Source organism: Micromonospora sp. NPDC047521 (assembly GCF_055587305.1).
The window spans coordinates 37,735-55,463 of the sequence record NZ_JBVJGN010000013.1 but is presented as its reverse complement, the minus strand read 5'-3'; the positions used below and the strand labels follow the sequence as shown (position 1 = coordinate 55,463).

15 protein-coding genes are annotated in these 17,729 nt (G+C 71.8%); 11 read left to right on the top strand and 4 right to left on the bottom strand.

Annotated features, from left to right (window positions below):
- Positions 1–24 precede the first annotated feature (24 nt).
- Entirely contained in the window at positions 25–537 is a 513-nt protein-coding gene (locus ACZ6N8_RS24930) for a DUF1772 domain-containing protein (protein WP_466012939.1), read from the bottom strand.
- A 193-nt stretch (positions 538–730) separates the two neighbouring features.
- On the opposite strand from ACZ6N8_RS24930, the gene ACZ6N8_RS24925 reads away from it, so the two are divergent.
- Both ACZ6N8_RS24925 and ACZ6N8_RS24920 read left to right on the top strand, forming a co-directional pair.
- The gene (locus ACZ6N8_RS24925) at positions 731–1,873 is read left to right on the top strand and encodes a sensor histidine kinase (RefSeq protein ID WP_466012938.1); all 1,143 of its coding nucleotides are present in this window, start codon (positions 731–733) and stop codon (positions 1,871–1,873) included.
- A complete protein-coding gene (locus ACZ6N8_RS24920) occupies positions 1,870–2,532 on the top strand; it encodes a response regulator (RefSeq protein ID WP_466012937.1) in 663 nt (220 codons plus the stop codon). The genes ACZ6N8_RS24925 and ACZ6N8_RS24920 overlap by 4 nt, the downstream gene beginning before the upstream one ends.
- Positions 2,533–2,614: 82 nt before the next feature.
- Here the strand turns inward: ACZ6N8_RS24920 and ACZ6N8_RS24915 are convergent, their stop codons facing one another.
- The 3 genes from ACZ6N8_RS24915 to ACZ6N8_RS24905 form a co-directional block, all read right to left on the bottom strand.
- Positions 2,615–3,754 (bottom strand): RNA polymerase sigma factor, encoded by a 1,140-nt coding sequence (locus ACZ6N8_RS24915; RefSeq protein ID WP_466013027.1) that lies wholly within the window; start codon positions 3,752–3,754, stop codon positions 2,615–2,617.
- 8 nt (positions 3,755–3,762) lie between these two features.
- Positions 3,763–4,170, bottom strand: a complete 408-nt coding sequence (locus ACZ6N8_RS24910) for a YciI family protein (RefSeq protein WP_466012936.1) — start codon at positions 4,168–4,170, stop codon at positions 3,763–3,765.
- Positions 4,171–4,375: 205 nt separating this feature from the next.
- Positions 4,376–5,359 (bottom strand): glycoside hydrolase family 11 protein, encoded by a 984-nt coding sequence (locus tag ACZ6N8_RS24905; protein WP_466012935.1) that lies wholly within the window; start codon positions 5,357–5,359, stop codon positions 4,376–4,378.
- A gap of 543 nt (positions 5,360–5,902) precedes the next feature.
- Here ACZ6N8_RS24905 and ACZ6N8_RS24900 point away from each other — a divergent pair.
- From ACZ6N8_RS24900 to katG, 9 genes are all read left to right on the top strand, one after another.
- Complete coding sequence (locus ACZ6N8_RS24900) at positions 5,903–7,117, top strand: sensor histidine kinase (protein ID WP_466012934.1); 1,215 nt, start codon at positions 5,903–5,905, stop codon at positions 7,115–7,117.
- On the top strand, positions 7,105–7,761 hold the full coding sequence (locus ACZ6N8_RS24895; protein ID WP_364375774.1) for a response regulator transcription factor: 657 nt from the start codon (positions 7,105–7,107) through the stop codon (positions 7,759–7,761). Before ACZ6N8_RS24900 ends, ACZ6N8_RS24895 begins: the two co-directional genes overlap by 13 nt.
- Positions 7,762–7,872: 111 nt before the next feature.
- A complete protein-coding gene (locus ACZ6N8_RS24890) occupies positions 7,873–8,634 on the top strand; it encodes an ABC transporter ATP-binding protein (protein WP_466012933.1) in 762 nt (253 codons plus the stop codon).
- Positions 8,631–11,114, top strand: coding sequence for an ABC transporter permease (locus ACZ6N8_RS24885; protein WP_466012932.1), 2,484 nt, complete (start codon positions 8,631–8,633; stop codon positions 11,112–11,114). The genes ACZ6N8_RS24890 and ACZ6N8_RS24885 overlap by 4 nt, the downstream gene beginning before the upstream one ends.
- 263 nt (positions 11,115–11,377) lie before the next feature.
- On the top strand, positions 11,378–12,946 hold the full coding sequence (locus ACZ6N8_RS24880) for a pectate lyase family protein (RefSeq protein WP_466012931.1): 1,569 nt from the start codon (positions 11,378–11,380) through the stop codon (positions 12,944–12,946).
- Positions 12,947–13,136: 190 nt separating this feature from the next.
- Positions 13,137–14,285, top strand: a complete 1,149-nt coding sequence (locus tag ACZ6N8_RS24875; protein WP_466012930.1) for a zinc-dependent alcohol dehydrogenase — start codon at positions 13,137–13,139, stop codon at positions 14,283–14,285.
- 18 nt (positions 14,286–14,303) lie between these two features.
- Complete coding sequence (locus tag ACZ6N8_RS24870; RefSeq protein WP_466012929.1) at positions 14,304–14,879, top strand: hypothetical protein; 576 nt, start codon at positions 14,304–14,306, stop codon at positions 14,877–14,879.
- A gap of 83 nt (positions 14,880–14,962) precedes the next feature.
- Complete coding sequence (locus ACZ6N8_RS24865) at positions 14,963–15,418, top strand: Fur family transcriptional regulator (protein ID WP_466012928.1); 456 nt, start codon at positions 14,963–14,965, stop codon at positions 15,416–15,418.
- The gene (gene katG, locus ACZ6N8_RS24860; protein ID WP_466012927.1) at positions 15,415–17,691 is read left to right on the top strand and encodes a catalase/peroxidase HPI; all 2,277 of its coding nucleotides are present in this window, start codon (positions 15,415–15,417) and stop codon (positions 17,689–17,691) included. Before ACZ6N8_RS24865 ends, katG begins: the two co-directional genes overlap by 4 nt.
- Positions 17,692–17,729 lie beyond the last annotated feature (38 nt).

Below are 17,729 nucleotides of genomic sequence, written 5' to 3'. Positions count from 1 at the left end.
CCACCCTTCAACGGGGCGTCCAGCTCACCGCGCGGGCCGCTCCGGCGCGGTCTCCCGGGCGAAGCGCAGCAGGGCGGTGAACGCCAGCGCGGAGGTCACCGCGCCCCCGACAAGGCGTACCCAGTGGCCGGCGACGAACTCCCGGGCGACCTGACGCAGGTACTCGGGGGAGTGCGTGCCGACCGGGTCGACGAACATGATCTCGTTGCGCGGCCAGAAGAAGACGGCGGAGAACAGGAACTCGCAGATGATGAAGGTCGCCGCGGAGGCGGCGACGAACCAGCGCAGCCGCCGGTTGCGCCAGGTGAGCGCGATCGCGGCGAGGCTGCTCAGCACGACTGTGGCGCCAAGCGGCGGGAAGTAGTCGCTCGGGCCGCCCGCGACGAGGAACTCACGGGCCCGGTCCAGTGACGCGGGCGCGTCGCCGAAGATGTTCGGGTAGAGCGTGACGGTCTCGGCGGCGACCCCACCAAAGGACATCATCGCCGTCCAGACGAGCACGATCAGCACGATCCACGTCAGTTTGGTACGGGACACGGGGGCACTTCTCCTCGGTCGGTCCCCTCGGGGACACGTTCTGCGTTGTCGCCGTCGACGCTAGGTCGGCGGAGGGGGACCGTCTGCCGCGCGGCCGCGCGAGCTGTTGTCGCTTCTCGACGTACGTGCCGGCGCCGAGGTGATGCCTGCGGACGGCAGCGGCCCGCCCGCGCGCCGACTTAGGCTCACGCACGTGCAGGCCATCTCACCCACCCGGACCGAGGCGCTGCTCGCCGTGGCCATCCTGGGGCTGATCACGGCGGCGGTGGTGACCGACGACGCGGCGCCCGCCCGCGCGGCGCTCGCCTACGTGTTCGGCGTCGGGTGGGCGGTGCTCCTGCTGGTGGCCCGGCGATGGCCTGTCGCCGCGCTGCTGGCCACGGCCGCCGGCATCCTCTGCTACTACGCGCTGGACCTGCCGCCGATCGGTCTGGCCGGCCCGGCCGCCGCGGTTCTCTACGTGGCCGCCCAGCGGGGCCGGGTGGTCCCCGCCGCCGCCGTCGGCGGGAGTCTGCTTGTCGTGTCGGTGGCCGCCCGGCTCATCGAGGGGGACGACGTCTCCGTCGTGATCGGGGCCGAACTCGGCACCGAGGCGGCGTTGATGCTCGCCGTGATCACGCTTGGTGACGCCGTGCGCAACAGGCGTTCGTTGCGGGCCGCCCTGCTGCGCCAGGCGGCAGCGGCGCAGGAGGAGCGCCGTCGCGAGGCCGCCCTTCAGGTCGAGGCCGAGCGGCTGCGGATCGCCCGGGAGCTGCACGACACGCTGGGGCACACGATGTCGGTGATCACCCTGCAGTCGGCGGTGGCGCGGGAGGCGCTCGCCGACGCCGAGCCCGGTCAGGTCGAGACCGCCCTGGCGGCGATCCACTCGGTGAGCGGCAGTGCGATGGCCGAGCTGCGCGCGACGCTGGGCACGCTGCGCCGCTCCGGGCCGCGCGTGCCGGTCCCGGGCTTCGCCCAGCTGGAGACGCTCGTCGACGGTGTCCGCCGCGCTGGACTGACTGTCGACCTGCGCGTCGACGGGCCCGTTGACGCGTTGCCCACGGTGGTGGGCAGCACCGTCTACCGGATCGTGCAGGAGGCGCTGACAAACGTGGTACGTCACGCGTGGGCCACACGCGTCGCGGTGACGGTCCGGGCCACCGCGTCGGCACTGGCGCTGGACGTGGTCGACGACGGCCGCGGGGCGGGCGCCGACGGCGTCGAGCGCGGTCAGGGGCTGCGGGGCATGTCGGAGCGGGTCGCCCTGCTCGGCGGGACCGTCGAAGCCGGCGACGCCGAGGGCGGCGGTTTCCGGGTCGCCGTCCGCCTGCCGCTGGCCGGGGTCGTCACGTGAGCGCGGTACGTGTCGTCCTCGTCGACGACCAGCACCTGGTGCGCACGGGACTCCGCGCGCTGCTGGAGCGCGCCGGGGACATCACTGTGGTCGGCGAGGCAGGCGACGGCGGGACCGGCGTGTCGGTGGTTCGCGAGCAGCGGCCCGACCTGGTCCTGATGGACGTCCGGATGCCCGGCGGCGACGGCATCGAGGCGACCCGGCGGATCCTCGCCGACCCGGTGCTGGCGGACGTGCGGGTGGTCATGCTGACCACGTTCGACGACGACGAGTACCTCTTCGAGGCGATCCGCGCCGGTGCCTCCGGTTTCCTGCTCAAGGACACCCCGCCCGACGCCCTGCGGGACGCCGTACGCGTGGTGGCCGGTGGGGACGCGTTGCTGTCGCCGGCCGTCACCCGGCGGGTGCTCGCCGCGGCGGCACGCTCGCCGGTTGCCGATCCGGCGCGGCTGGCCGGGCTCACCGGCCGCGAACGCGACGTCCTCGCCCAGGTGGGCGCCGGGCGGTCGAATGTGGAGATCGGCGCCGCCCTGCACCTCAGCCCGGACACCGCCCGCACGTACGTGAGTCGCCTGCTGCACAAGCTGAACGCCCGCGACCGCGCCCAGCTCGTGGTCATCGCGTACGAGAGCGGACTGGTACGCCCCGGCGACGGCTGAGCCCGCCCGGTCGCGGCACCGCCTGCGCTGCGGCACGTACCTCGACACACGGGACGACGCGAGCGCGCCGTGACGCGGCCCGTCAGCGGCGGGCGTTGAGCCGGGCGGCCTGCCGGGTCAGGTGGTCGCGCTCGGCGAGGTTGGATGCCCGGCGGGCCGCCTCGACGTACAACCGTGCCGCCGTCGCCAGTTCGCCGTCGCGCTCGTGCAGGTACGCGGCGACCGCCGTGTGGCGGGGCAGCGAGTCGTCAAGCGCGGCGAGCGCCGCCAGCCCGGCGCGCGGCCCGTCGGCCTCGCCGACCGCCACCGCCCGGTTGAGCCGGACGACGGGGCTGTCGGTCAGGCGCGTGAGTTCGTCGTACCACTCGACGATCTGCACCCAGTCGGTCTCCTCGGCGGTGGGCGCGTCGGCGTGCAGCGCCGCGATGGCGGCCTGGGCCTGGAACTCGCCGAGCCGGTCGCGGGCGAGCGCCGCCTGCAGGATCCGGACGCCCTCGGCGATCGAGGTGGTGTCCCACCGGCCGCGGTCCTGCTGGGCGAGCGGTACGAGGCTGCCGTCGGGCGCGGTGCGGCTGGCGCGCCGGGCGTGGTGCAGCAGCATGAGGGCGAGCAGCCCCGCCACCTCCGGATGGTCGATCACGGCCGCGAGTTGCCTGGTGATCCGGATGGCCTCGGCGGCGAGGTCGACGTCACCTGAGTAGCCCTCGTTGAAGACCAGGTACAGCACGCGCAGCACCGTGGCGACGTCGCCGGGCTTGTCGAACCGCACGCCGGAGACGGTGCGCTTGGCCCGGCTGATGCGCTGCGCCATCGTCGCCTCGGGCACCAGGTAGGCGTGCGCGATCTGGCGGGTGGTGAGCCCGCCGACGGCACGCAGGGTGAGCGCGACCGCGGACGACGGCGTCAGCGACGGATGCGCGCACAGGAAGTAGAGCTGGAGCGTGTCGTCCACCGAGGGCGTGGGCCCGGGCGGCGGTTCCTCGTCGACGAGGTCCTCGCGTCGTCGCCGGGCGACGTCCGCGCGGGTCGTGTCGAGGAACCGCCGCCACGCCACGGTGACCAGCCAGCCCTTCGGATCCCGTGGTGGGTCGGCCGGCCAGACGCGTACCGCCTCGACCAGCGCGTCCTGCACGGCGTCCTCGGCCGCCGCGAATGTCACTCCGCGGCGGACGAGGACCCCGAGGACGCCTGGCGTGAGGCTCCGCAGCAGAGCCTCGTCCAACTGAGCGGTCATTCCGTGATGGTCGGCGGCTCGGTGAGGAAGGGCCGCAGCTCCAGCCACTCGTGGATCGGCTTTCCTCCGGCCCCGGGGGCTGCCGACAGCTCCCCGGCCAGCTCGACGGCCCGCTCGTAGCTGTCGACGTCGATCACCATCCACCCGGCGATCAGGTCCTTGGTCTCGGCGAACGGCCCGTCGGTGACAGGCGGGTTCCCCTCGCCGTCGTACCTGACGAACGTCCCCTCGGGGGCGAGCGCCTGGCCGTCGACGTACTCGCCGGTCTGCTCCAGCCGGGTGGCGAAATCCCTCATGTACGCGATGTGGGCCGAGATCTCCTCCGGCGTCCACTTGTCCATCGGTACGTCGTTGACCGCGCTCGGGGCGCCGCGGTAATGCTTGAGCAGCAGGTACTTCGCCATGGTCAGGTCTCCTCGGTGCGACTGCGACCCATCATGGTCGCTCTCACACCGGGGACGAAGCCGGCCACGCGTTCTCGACATGGCGCTCTGCCGGATCGCGGATCTTTTTTCGCGGGGAGGCGCCTGATGGCGCGGCGGCGACGACGGCTCTGGCGTGGCGGCCGGTGCCGCCACGCCAGAGGGTGGTGTCAGGAGGTGGTCGACGTCAGCCGGTACGGCAGGTGACGGTCGGCCAGGTCCAGTTGCCGTTGGCCATGATGGTGACACCGAAGTTGTTGCCGTTGCCGTTCGGTCTCGCGGTGACGGTGCCGGAGGTGCCGCTGACGGAGGCGTTCCAACTGTTCTGGATGCTCTGACCGCCGTTGAGGCCGAGGCTGACCACCCAGCTGCTGGTGCCGCTGACCGCGACGTTCAGGTTGAACCGGTCACCCCACTGCTGCCCGGCCGAGAGCGTCGCGGTGCAGTTGCCACCGCCCGGGTTGCCGGTCGTGGGGGGCGGGGTGGTCGGGCTGCCGCCGCCGCCCTCCCACACGGTGACGTCGGAGCTGCCCTGGCTCTGGTAGCCCTCGGTGGCCAGGATCTGGTAGGCGTGGTTGGTGCCGAGGTTCAGGCCGGCGCGGGCCCAGGCGTCGAAGTGGTTGGCGGTGGTGATGGTGCCACTCGAACGCTTCTGCTGCCGGACGCTCCAGTACTGGTAGAACGTCTGGTTGCCGTCGATCGAGGGGGCGTTCACCCGCTGGCTGCGCAGGATGTCGTAGGTGCCGCCGTCGGTGGTGACGGTGCCCAGCCGCTGGGCGCCGCTGCTCGGGTTGTAGTTGCCGAAGTTCTCCACCACGTAGTACTCGATGAGCGGGTTGCGCGTCCATCCGTACAGGGCGAGGTAGGTGTTGTTGTTGCCCGGGTTGTAGTTGGCCGTGTAGCTGACCGTCCGCCGCGAGCCGGTGGCCCAGCCCTTGCCACCGACCCAGTTGTTGGTGCTGCGGTCCCAACTGCTGGAGTACCGGCCGTCGGCGCGCAGCGTCATGCTGGCGTTGCCGCTGTCCTTCCAGAAGGAGAAGTAGTAGCCGTTGTGGGTGCCGACCAGGTTCGACGTGAGGGTCCGGTCGGCCTCGGCGTACGCGTTCGTCGCCGTCATCGTGCCGGCGACGGCCAGGACGGCGGCGCAGGCGGTGCCGAGGAGCAGCCGCATGCGGCCGCGCCTCCTCGGTCTGGCGGGGGTGTGGTGGGTGTCGGTCATGAACCTGTTCCTCCTCGTGGCGGCCCGCGCCCGGTGACCGGGGGACGATCACCGGGCGTCGTGCCGCCTGGTGGTGGTGGCCGGTCGTCCCGCACGACGACCGGAGGAGTGGGTCGCGGTTATGCCAGTGACGGTGATAGAGCCCCGTCGATGGCGACCGTATTAACCCGACCGTCAAGATGTCAACACTTTCCGGAAGCCTCGCGGAAACGTCCTGGACCGTGCCGGCGGCCGGGCCGACGACAGTCCCGCCAGGTCAGTAGTCGATCTGGAATCCCGCAGGTCACCTCCGCGCCGCACCTGACGGCTCCTGGGGGCGGCCTGTCGCAGCCGAAATTTCCGGAGGCTTTCCGGTCCATGGGCGGCCGGTACGGCCGGGTACCCGGCCGCGGCGACCGCGCCGGGGACCGTCGGCGGGTACAGCCTGCTGTACTTTCCGCGCCGGACGTCGTCCGCGCGGCGCACGGCGGCCTATGGTGGCGCGGGAGGTGACCGATGGCGTACGTGTGGGGGCGGGTCCGCGTCGTGCGGCACCTCGTCGGCGGGCTCGGCACCGCCGTGCTGGCGTTCGGCGCGCTGCTCTGGACGTTCGTCGTGGCGGTGGCCTGCCTGATCGGGGTGGGGTTGTGGGCCGCGCCCGGCGCGCTGCGGGCGGTGCGTGCGGTGGCCGACCGCGAGCGTGCCCGACTGTCCCGCCTGGGTGCGCCGATCCCCACGCCCGGGCCGGTGCCGGCCGGGCTGCGGGCGGCGGTACGCGACCCGTTCGTCCGCCGGGAGGTCGGCTGGGTGACGCTCCACTCGGTCACCGGCCTGACGTCCGGGCTGGTAGGCGTCGCGCTCCCGCTCTACGCCGCGCAGGACATCACGTTTCCGCTGTGGTACCGGTTGCTCTCACCCGAGGACGGCGCGCCCGGCATCTTCTGGTGGCGCATCGACGGGCTGCCCGACGCGCTCCTGGTCGCTGTGGTCGGGGTGGGCTGGCTCGCCGCCACTGTCGCGTTCACTCCGGCCCTGGCCCGCTTGCAGGCGTGGCCGGGCCGGTGGCTGCTGCCTCCACCGCCCGGGGTGGACCTGTCGCTGCGGGTCGCCGCGCTGACCGCCACCCGGGCCGCGGCACTGGACGCGCACGCGGTGGAGCTGCGCCGGATCGAGCGGTCGCTGCACGACGGCACCCAGAACCGGCTGGTCGCGGTGAACGTGCTGCTGGGCGCCGCGCGGCGGGCCGTGCGGCGCAACCCGGACCGGGCCGACGAGATCCTCGGGCAGGCGCAGGACGCCGCCGAACAGGCGCTCGCCGAGCTGCGTACGGTGGTGCGCGGGATCCTGCCGCCGGTACTGGACGACCGGGGCCTCGCCGGGGCGCTGGCGGGCCTGGCCGGCAGTTGCGCGATGCCGTGCCGGCTGGAGGTGGACGTGGCGGTGCGCTGCGCGGCCTCCGTCGAGGCCACCGCGTACTTCGTGGTGGCCGAGGCGCTGACCAACGCGGTCCGGCACAGCGGGGCGAGCCAGGTGGACGTCGCCGTCCGCCGCGAGCGGGGCCGGTTGCTGGTGACAGTCGAGGACGACGGGCGCGGCGACGCCGACGAGGCACGCGGCTCCGGGATCACCGGCATCCGCCGGCGGGTCGAGGCGTACGACGGCCGGATGACACTGACCAGCCCACCCGGTGGGCCGACGAGGATGCACGTGGAGCTGCCATGCGGATCGTGATCGCCGAGGACGACCCGCTGCTGCGCGAGGGGCTGGCGCTGCTGCTGCGGGCGGAGGAGCTGGACGTGGTCGCCACGGCGGGCACGCCTGGGGAGTTCCTGGTCGCGGTCGACGAGCACGCACCCGACGTGGCGATCGTGGACGTGCGGATGCCGCCGACCCACACCGACGAGGGCATCGTGGCCGCCGTGGAGGCCCGCCGGCGCCGGCCCGGTCTCGCGGTGCTGGTCCTGTCGGCGTACGTGGAGCAGGCGTTCGCCACCGATCTGTTCGCGGTCGGTGCCGTCGGGCTCGGCTACCTGTTGAAGGAACGGGTGGGTCGGGTGGAGGAGTTCCTCGCCGCGTTGCGCCGGGTGGCGGACGGCGGCAGCGTGATCGACCCGGAGGTGGTGGCGCAGTTGCTTGCCCGCAACCGCCGCCCCGACACGGCGCTGAGCGAGCTGTCGCCGCGCGAGCGCGAGGTGCTGGGGCTGATGGCCGAGGGGCTCGGCAACACGGCGATCGCCGAGCGGCTGTTCGTCACCGACGGCGCGGTGCACAAGCACATCCGCAGCATCTTCGCGAAGCTGCAACTGCCGCCCGACGACCGTGCCGACCGTCGGGTCACCGCGGTGCTGCGCTACCTCGACGGCGGCCAGCGGTAGCGCCTGCTGTACCCCGTCCCGGCAGCACGCGGGATGGTGACCGTCTCCGCAGGTCAATAGCGTTCGTGGTGCGCGCAGACCACAACGACGACCTGCAGAGAGGCCACCAGGATGTCCACCTGTCCGGTACCCACAGTCGACGCCGCCGTACGCGTCGAACACCTCACCCGGGTGTACAAGACCGGCCAGAACCGGGTGAACGCGCTGGCCGGGGTCGACGCCGACTTCACCCGCGGCACCTTCACCGCCGTGATGGGGCCGTCCGGTTCGGGCAAGAGCACGCTGTTGCAGAACGCCGCGGGCCTGGACCGGCCGACCTCCGGTCGCGTGTTCATCGGGGGCGTCGACCTGTCGCCGCTGTCCGAGACCCGCCTCACCGAGCTGCGGCGTACCCGGATCGGTTTCGTCTTCCAGGCGTTCAACCTGATCGGCGCGCTCACCGTCGAGGAGAACATCGTCCTGCCGTTGCGGTTGGCAGGCGTCCGTCCGGATCGCGCCTGGCTGACCCGGGTGATCGAGCGGGTCGGGCTCACCGACCGGCTGCACCACCGGCCGGCGGCCCTGTCCGGCGGCCAGCAGCAGCGGGTGGCGATCGCGCGGGCGTTGGCCACCCGTCCCGAGGTGATCTTCTGCGACGAGCCCACCGGCGCGCTCGACACAGGTACCGCCGCGGAGGTGCTGACGCTGCTGCGCGCGGTCGTCGACGAGCACGGGATGACGGTGGTGATGGTGACCCACGATCCGGTCGCCGCGTCGTACGCCGATCGGGTGCTCGTGCTGGCCGACGGCCGGATCGTCGCCGACCTGCCGCAGCTCGGGGCCGCCCGCATCGCCGAGCACCTGGCGTCGCTGGATCGGCGGGTCGCGCGATGACCGCGCTCGCGGCCCGGCTGCTGCGCCACCGCGCCGGCCCGTCGGCCGCCACGCTGCTCGCCCTGCTCGCCGGAGTGATGATCCTGGTTGCCATGGGCACCCTCGTCGAGTCCGGACTGCGCTTCCGGCCGGAGCCCCGGATCTGGGTCGGCGCCGACCTGGTCGTCGCCGACCGGACGGTCAGCCACACCAGTAGGGAGTTCGACGGCGAGATGACCACGAGCACCGCCGCGCTGCCCGAGGGCGGCACTGTGGACGCCGCGCTGGTGGACCAGATCCGGCGGCTGCCCGGCGTGGCGGCGGTGACCGGCGACGACCGGGTGGTGATCGGGGCGCCCGCCGCGGTGGGGCACAGCTGGGGCACGTACGCCTTCACCGGTCGCCCGATCACCTCAGGCGTCGCCCCGCGCGCCGACGACGAGGTGCTGGCCGACTCACGGCTGGGCGCCGCACCGGGGGACCGGCTCACCCTGACAGTCGGCGGGGTCAGCCGGTCGTACCTGGTGAGCGCGATCGCCGACACCGGCGCGGCCGACGTGTTCTTCACCGACGCGCAGGCGGCACGGCTGTCCGCGCGGCCGGGTCGGGTGGACGCGATAGGTGTGCGGGTGGCCGCCGACGCCGACCGTGGCGCGGTCGCCGACGAGGTCCGTCGGATGGCCTCGGCGGCCGGCGCGAGCACGTACGCCGGTGGGGACCGGGGGCAGGCCGAGCAGTCGGCGAACCTGGCCGCCCAGTCGATGCTCGTCACGGCCGGCTCGGCGTTCGGCGGGTACGTCATCCTGCTCATCGTGTTCGTGGTGGCTGGCACGATCGGGCTGTCCGTCCGGCACCGTCGCCGTGACCTGGCGCTGCTGCGGGCGGTCGCGGCCACACCGGGCCAGATCCGCCGCATGCTGATCGCCGAGGCCGCCCTGCTGGGCCTGGTCGGCTCCGCGATCGGAGCGCCCGCCGGTCTGCTGGCCGCTCGGTGGGTGCGGGGCGAACTGGTCGGGCGCGGGTTCGTCCCGGCCGACTTCCCGATGGCCGGTGGCCTGCTCGCGGTGCCCGCCGCGGTAGGTACGACTGTGCTCGTGGCGGTGCTCGCCGCGCTGATCGCCGGTCGCAGGGTCGCCGGGATCAAGCCGGTGGAGGCGCTCGGCGAGATCGCCGTGGAACCGCGACGTAGCGGTCGCGTGCGGCTGGTCGCCGGTGTACTGACGCTGGCGGGGGCCGTCACGTCCGGCGCGTTCACCCTCAGCGGCTCCGGGGCGACCGGGGCGCTGGCCGCCGCGGTCGGCATGCTGTACCTGTTCGTCATCGCGGTGGCGCTGCTCGCGCCGAGGCTCAACGCGTACGCGGCACGCCTGCTCACCCCCGCGCTGTCCCGCTTCTCGCCGGTCAGCGGCTATCTGGCGGCGGCCAACCTGCGGGCCAACGCGCAGGGCATGGCCACCGTGCTGACCGCCCTGGTGCTGTCGATCGGGTTCGGCGGCTCGGTCTGGTTCCTGCAGACCAACCTGGAGCGGCAGACGGTGGAGCAGAGCCGGGCGGGAACGGTCGCCGAGCGGGTGCTGGCCGCCCCGGGTGGGCTGGCGCCCGAGGCGGCCCGGGAGGTCCGCGAGCTGGCCGGGGTGCGGGCGGCCACCGGGGTACGCCATACGCAGGTGGTGGTGCGCTCGTTCGACGGGATCGAGCCGGTCGCCGCGCAGGCGGTCGACCCGGACCAGATCACCTCCACCATGGACCTCGACGTGCGCGAGGGCAGCCTGACCGAGCTGCGCGAAGACACTGTCGCGCTGTCCGCCACCCAGGCGTCCGCGTCCGGTTGGCGGGTCGGTGACACGGCGCGACTCTGGCTGGGTGACGGCACCCCGGCCGAGCTGAGGGTGATCGCCGTCTACGGTCGGGGCCTCGGCTTCGGCGACGTCACGCTGGCCGCCCAGACGGTCGTCGGGCACACCGACGGGGTCGCCGACGACGAGATCCTGGTCCGCGCCGACGGGGACGCCGACGCGGCGCTCGCCGACTGGTCGGCCCGGCATCCGGGCAGCGCGGTGCTCGACGCGGCCACCCGTACCCGGCTGATCGGCGGGGATCTGGCGCTCGGCGCCTGGCTGAACCGGCTGCTGATCGGCGTGCTCGTGGGGTACGCGGCACTGGCCGCGGCCACCACGATGGTGCTCGCCGCGCTGGCCCGCCGCCGGGAGTTGGCCCTTCTGCAACTCGTCGGTCTGACCCGCCGGCAGATCCGCCGGATGGTCCACGCCGAGCAGGCCGGGCTGCTCGGTGTCGCGGTGCTCGTCGGCGCGACGGTCGCGGCGCTGACGTTGGGCGCGATCGTCAACGCGGTGACGGGCAGCCCGATCCCGTACGTGCCGCCGCTCGGCGGCGTGGCCGTGCTCGGTGGCGCGACCCTGCTGGCGCTGGCGACGACGGTGTTGCCGGTGCGGCGACTGCTGCGTGTTCCGCCTGTCGACAACATCGGCACGAGGGAGTAGTCGGAAGCGGGCCTGGCGGGTGCTGCGGCACCCGCCAGGCCCGCACGACTGCAAACAACCTGCAAACGCTAACCCTTGCATCGAGGGAAACCGCTTTCCTACGATTGCGTCACGTCGATGTCTCATTCTTCGTCCGGCCGAACGAATTCGAGTGACGCCATCAGTGACGTGCCCATTCCGCGCTCCCAGCGAGGCTGCGCGCATTCACTGTGGGCAATTTTCGGGTCATCAGGAAAGCAATTCGAAGGCGAAGGTGAGGCGAGATGGGACGACCAGTCGCGCTGCGACTTCAGGCAGTGCTCGCAACGGTGACAGTCGGTGTGGCGGTAGGGGTGGCCCTGGCCATGCCGCAGGCCTCGGCCGCGGTGGGCAGCGCCACCGGCTACGCCACCCAGAACGGCGGGACCACAGGCGGCGCGGGCGGGCAGACGGTACGCGCCACCACCGGCACCGCGATCCACGCGGCCCTGTGCGGCCGGGCCAGCAGCAGCACCCCGATCACCATCGAGGTCTCCGGGACCATCAACCACGGCAACACCACAAAGGTGTCGGGGTCGAGCTGCAACACCGCCGCCGGCGTGATCGAGCTCAAGCAGATCAGCAACGTCACCATCATCGGGGTCGGCGGCGGCGCGGTCTTCGACCAGCTCGGCATCCACATCCGCGACTCCAGCAACATCATCATCCAGAACGTGACCGTCCGGAACGTCAAGAAGTCGGGCTCGCCCACCTCCAACGGCGGCGACGCCATCGGCATGGAGAGCACGGTGCGCAACGTCTGGGTCGACCACGTCACCCTTGAGGCGTCGGGCGGGGAGTCAGAGGGGTACGACGGCCTGTTCGACATGAAGGACAACACCCAGTACGTGACGCTGTCCTACAGCATCCTGCGCAACTCCGGTCGCGGCGGCCTGATCGGATCCAGCGAGAGCGACCTCTCCAACGGCTTCATCACGTACCACCACAACCTGTACGAGAACATCGACTCCCGTACGCCCCTGCTGCGCGGCGGCGTCGCCCACATCTACAACAACCACTACGTGAGCCTGCACGAGTCCGGCATCAACTCCCGGGCCGGCGCCAGGGCGAAGGTGGAGAACAACTACTTCCGCGACTCCAAGGACGTGCTGGGCACCTTCTACACCACCGAGCGCGGCTACTGGCAGGTCAGCGGCAACATCTTCGACAACGTGACGTGGTCCGGCGCCGGCAGCGAGACGTACCCGGCCGGCCCGAACCCGACGTCCAACACGACGGTCAGCATCCCGTATTCGTACCGGCTGGACGGGGCGAGCTGCGTGCCGGACGTCGTCCGTCAGACGGTGGGCGCCAACACGGGTCTGCGGGTGTCCGACGGCAGTTGCTCGCCGCAGACCCCGCCGCCCACCACGCCGCCGCCCACCACGCCCCCGCCGACCACGCCGCCGCCGACCACGCCCCCGCCGACCACGCCGCCGCCGGGTAGCGGCACCAACCTGAGCCTGGGCGCCGGCGCCGACGGCTCCAGCAAGGCCAGCGGCACGAGCTACGGCAACGTGCGCGACGGCAGTCTCGGCACGTACTGGTCGCCCGCCGGGTCGACGGGCACCATCTCGATCAAGTGGGGTTCCGCCACCCGCGTCTCCCGGGTGATCATCCGGGAGCCGTCCGGCACCCAGGGCTCGATCGGGTCCTGGCAGCTCGTCAACAACGACACGGGGGCGGTCCTCGCCTCCGGCAGCGGGGCGGGCGCCATCACCTTCGCCGCGACGTCACTGACCAAGATTAATTTCACGATCACCAGCTCGGGTGGCGCGCCCAGGGTCGGCGAGTTCGAGACGTACGCCAGCTGACCGGAATGGACGGTGCGGCCCTGACCTGGCGGTCAGGGCCGCACCCGCCTGCGCGGTTCGCGGACCTGGACCGGGCTGGCGCACAGGACCCGGCCACCAGTTTGCCTCCGATACGCGGGGGTAGGGACACCTGTGCTTCGGGTGGTGCCGGGGCGGATTGTCCGGCAGCACGCTGGTCCAGGAGGCAGTAATGCGCGCAATGGTCTACCGCGGTCCCTACCGGGTGCGGGTGCAGGAGAAGGACCGCCCCACCATCGAGCACCCCAACGACGCCATCGTGCGGGTGACGCGGGCCGCGATCTGCGGGTCCGACCTGCACCTCTACCACGGGATGATGCCCGACACCCGGGTCGGAATGACCTTCGGTCACGAGTTCATCGGCGTGGTCGACGAGGTGGGATCGTCGGTGCGGAACGTCAAGCCCGGCGACCGGGTGATGGTCCCCTTCAACGTGTACTGCGGCTCCTGCTACTTCTGCGCCCGGGGCCTGTTCAGCAACTGCCACAACGTCAACCCCAACGCGACAGCCGTGGGCGGCATCTACGGCTACTCGCACACCAGCGGCGGCTACGACGGTGGCCAGGCCGAGTTCGTCCGCGTGCCGTTCGCCGACGTCGGCCCCAGCCCGATTCCCGAGTGGATGGACGACGACGACGCCGTCCTGCTCACCGACGCGCTCGCCACCGGCTACTTCGGCGCGCAGCTCGGCGACATCGCCGAGGGTGACGTGGTCGTGGTCTTCGGCGCCGGCCCGGTGGGTCTGTTCGCCGCCAAGTCCGCCTGGCTGATGGGCGCCGGCCGGGTCATCGTCGTCGACCACCTCGACTACCGGCTGGAGAAGGCTGCGTCCTTCGCCCAGGCCGAGACCTGCAACTTCGCCGAGTACGACGACATCGTCGTGCACCTCAAGAAGATCACCGACCACCTCGGCGCGGACGTGGTCATCGACGCGGTAGGCGCCGAGGCGGACGGCAACTTCCTCCAGCACGTCACCGCCACGAAGCTCAAGCTCCAGGGCGGCTCCCCGGTGGCCCTCAACTGGGCGATCGACTCTGTCCGCAAGGGCGGCACGATCTCGGTCATGGGCGCGTACGGGCCGATGTTCAGCGCCGTGAAGTTCGGCGACGCACTGAACAAGGGTCTGACCCTGCGGATGAACCAGTGCCCGGTGAAGCGGCAGTGGCCGCGCCTGTTCGAGCATATCCGCAACGGCCACCTCAAGCCCAGCGACATCGTGACCCACCGGATCCCGCTGGAGCACGTCGCGGAGGCGTACCACATCTTCTCCGCCAAGCTCGACGGCTGCATCAAGCCGATCATCGTCCCGAACGCCGCCTGACCGACCGGGAGCGCCGCCATGCCCTACACGCCGGACAAGCCGAAGCTTGCCGAATCCACCGACGAGCTGCGTGCTCGCATTCCCGGGTGGGGTGTCGACCTCGACCCCCGGGACCGCCCCTCGGTGCCGAAGGAGCGGTTCGACCCGGGCCTCAACGGCGCCCACTGGGAGTTCCCGGAGCGGCAGCCGGAGAGGTGGCCGCGGGAGATGTCGATCGAGCACAAGTTCCTCACCCCGGTCTTCGGCACCTCGTGCCCGCCGCGGGGGCTCTCCGGAGTGATCCGCCGGTACTCCTACCGGACGTACAGCGAGGCGCGGGCCGCCCACTGGCTGCTCCTGCTCGCGGCTGACCGGGTGGACGCGGTGGAGAGCTCCCTGCGCTCGATGCTGACCCGGCACCCCGACAACCCGGTCACCGAGACCGGCGTCCTGAGCGAGTTCACCCACCACGGCCTCTCCTCGCGCCTGCGCGGCAAGCGGGTGGACCGGGTGCACCACCCGCTGGACCCAGTCGTCGTCGCGGCGCCGTGGTTGCTGGCCGGAGGCGTCGCGTACCTGGCCGCCCGGCGGGTCGTTCGACGCAGGAGGGGCTGATCGGGCACGATCGGCAGGAAACGGACGCGGCGAAATTCGGCGAAATTTGATTCATTCCAAAAGAGTGGACTAATGTTCGGCACATGAGGTCCGGCTTCGAGGCGCAGCTACGAGCCGTCTCGTTGCGCGTGACCCGACCCCGGCTGGCGGTGCTCGCCGCGCTGCGGGACCATCCGCACGTCGACACCGACACCGTGCTCCGGCTCGTCCGCGCCGAGCACCCCACTGTCTCGCACCAGGCGGTGTACGACGTCCTGCGGGCGCTCACCGACGCGGGTCTGGTGCGGCGCATCCAGCCCGCCGGCGCCACCGCCCGCTACGAGGCGCGGGTGGCGGACAACCACCACCACATCGTGTGCCGCTCCTGCGGCGCGATCGCCGACATCGACTGCGCCGTCGGCGACGCCCCCTGTCTCACCGCTTCCGACGACCACGGCTTCGTGGTCGACGAAGCGGAGGTCGTCTTCTGGGGCGTCTGCCCCGACTGCGCGACCGAACGCACCGCCCAGCGATCCGCCAGTTCGGAAGGAAGTACATGAGCGACACCCAGGACCAGGCCCCCAGCAGCGCACAGGGCGTGGACAAGAAGGAGGCGGCCGGCTGCCCGGTCGCGCACGACTCGGTGACTTCGCACGGCAGCGAGAGCGAGAACCCGGCGATCGACTCGCCGACGCCTAAGACCGGCGGTCGCCCGCGCACCAACCGGGACTGGTGGCCCAACCAGCTCGACCTGTCGGTGCTGCACAGCAACTCGCCCCAGGGCAACCCGCTGGGGCCGGACTTCAACTACGCCAAGGAGTTCGCGAAGCTCGACGTCGAGGCCCTGAAGCGGGACATCGTCGAGGTCCTCACCACCTCGCAGGACTGGTGGCCGGCGGACTTCGGCCACTACGGCGGCCTGATGATCCGGATGAGCTGGCACTCCGCCGGCACGTACCGCATCCACGACGGCCGTGGCGGCGCCGGCGACGGCGGTCAGCGGTTCGCGCCGCTCAACAGCTGGCCGGACAACGCCAACCTCGACAAGGCCCGCCGCCTGCTGTGGCCGGTGAAGCAGAAGTACGGCCAGAAGATCTCCTGGGCCGACCTGCTCGTGCTCGCCGGCAACGTGTCCCTGGAGTCGATGGGCTTCAAGACCTTCGGCTTCGGCTTCGGCCGGGAGGACATCTGGGAGCCCGAGGAGATCTTCTGGGGTCCGGAGGACACCTGGCTGGGTGACGAGCGCTACGTCGGCGAGTCCGAGATGGCGCCCGAGGTCGGCGCGACCGAGATGGGCCTCATCTACGTCAACCCGGAGGGACCGAACGGCAACGCGGACCCGCGGGCGGCGGCGTACTTCATCCGGGAGACCTTCGGCCGGATGGCGATGAACGACGAGGAGACCGTCGCGCTGATCGCCGGCGGCCACACCTTCGGCAAGACCCACGGCGCGGCTCCCGCAGACGACCACGTCGGTCCGGAGCCCGAGGGCGCCCCGCTGGAGGCGCAGGGCCTCGGCTGGCTGAGCACCCACGGCAGCGGCAAGGGCCGGGACACCATCACCAGCGGTCTCGAGGTGACGTGGACCGACGTGCCGACGCAGTGGAGCAACCGCTTCTTCGAGATCCTCTTCGGCTTCGAGTGGGAGCTCACCACGAGCCCCGCCGGCGCGAAGCAGTGGGTCGCCAAGGACGCCCCGGAGATCATCCCGGACCCGTTCGACGCGTCGAAGAAGCACAAGCCGACGATGCTCACGACCGACCTGGCGCTGCGGTTCGACCCGGCGTACGAGAAGATCTCGCGCCGGTTCCTGGAGAACCCGGACCAGTTCGCGCTGGCCTTCGCCAAGGCGTGGTACAAGCTGCTGCACCGCGACATGGGCCCGATCGACCGTTTCCTCGGGCCGTGGGTGGCCGAGCCGCAGCTGTGGCAGGACCCGGTGCCGGCCGTCGACCACGAGCTCGTGGGTGACGCCGACATCGCCGCCCTCAAGGCGAAGGTCCTGGACTCCGGTCTCACGACCGCCCAGCTGGTCTCCACCGCCTGGGCGTCCGCCGCGAGCTTCCGGCACACCGACAAGCGCGGCGGTGCCAACGGGGCGCGGATCCGTCTGGAGCCGCAGCGCGACTGGGAGGTCAACCAGCCCGAGCAGCTCGCCACGGTCCTGGAGACCCTGGAGGGCATCCAGCGGGACTTCAACGCGGCCGGCGGCGCCCGGATCTCGCTTGCGGACCTGATCGTGCTTGCCGGCTCGGCCGCCGTCGAGAAGGCGGCGCGTGACGCCGGCGTCGAGGTGACAGTGCCGTTCCGGCCGGGCCGCACCGACGCCACCCAGGAGCAGACCGACGTCGATTCGTTCCGCGTCCTGGAGCCCCGCGCGGACGGCTTCCGCAACTACCTGCGGCCGGGCGAGAAGACCCAGCCGGAGGTGCTGCTCGTCGACCGGGCCTTCATGCTCAACCTGACCGCGCCGGAGATGACCGTCCTCGTCGGCGGCCTGCGTGCCCTCGGGAACAACGTCGGCGGTGCGACGCACGGCGTTCTCACCGACCGGCCCGGTGTGCTCACCAACGACTTCTTCGCCAACCTGCTCTCCCCGGGCACCCGGTGGACGGCGTCGAAGTCCGAGGAGCACGTGTACGAGATCCGGGACCTGTCCACCGACGAGGTGAAGTGGACGGCCACCGCTGTCGACCTCATCTTCGGCTCCAACTCCCAGCTGCGGGCCCTGGCGGAGGTCTACGCCAGCCAGGACGCGCGCGAGAAGTTCGTGGCCGACTTCGTCAAGGCCTGGACCAAGGTCATGGAGAACGACAGGTTCGACATCGCCTGACAGCCACACCGATGAGCCCCGGCCGATCCGCGAAGGAT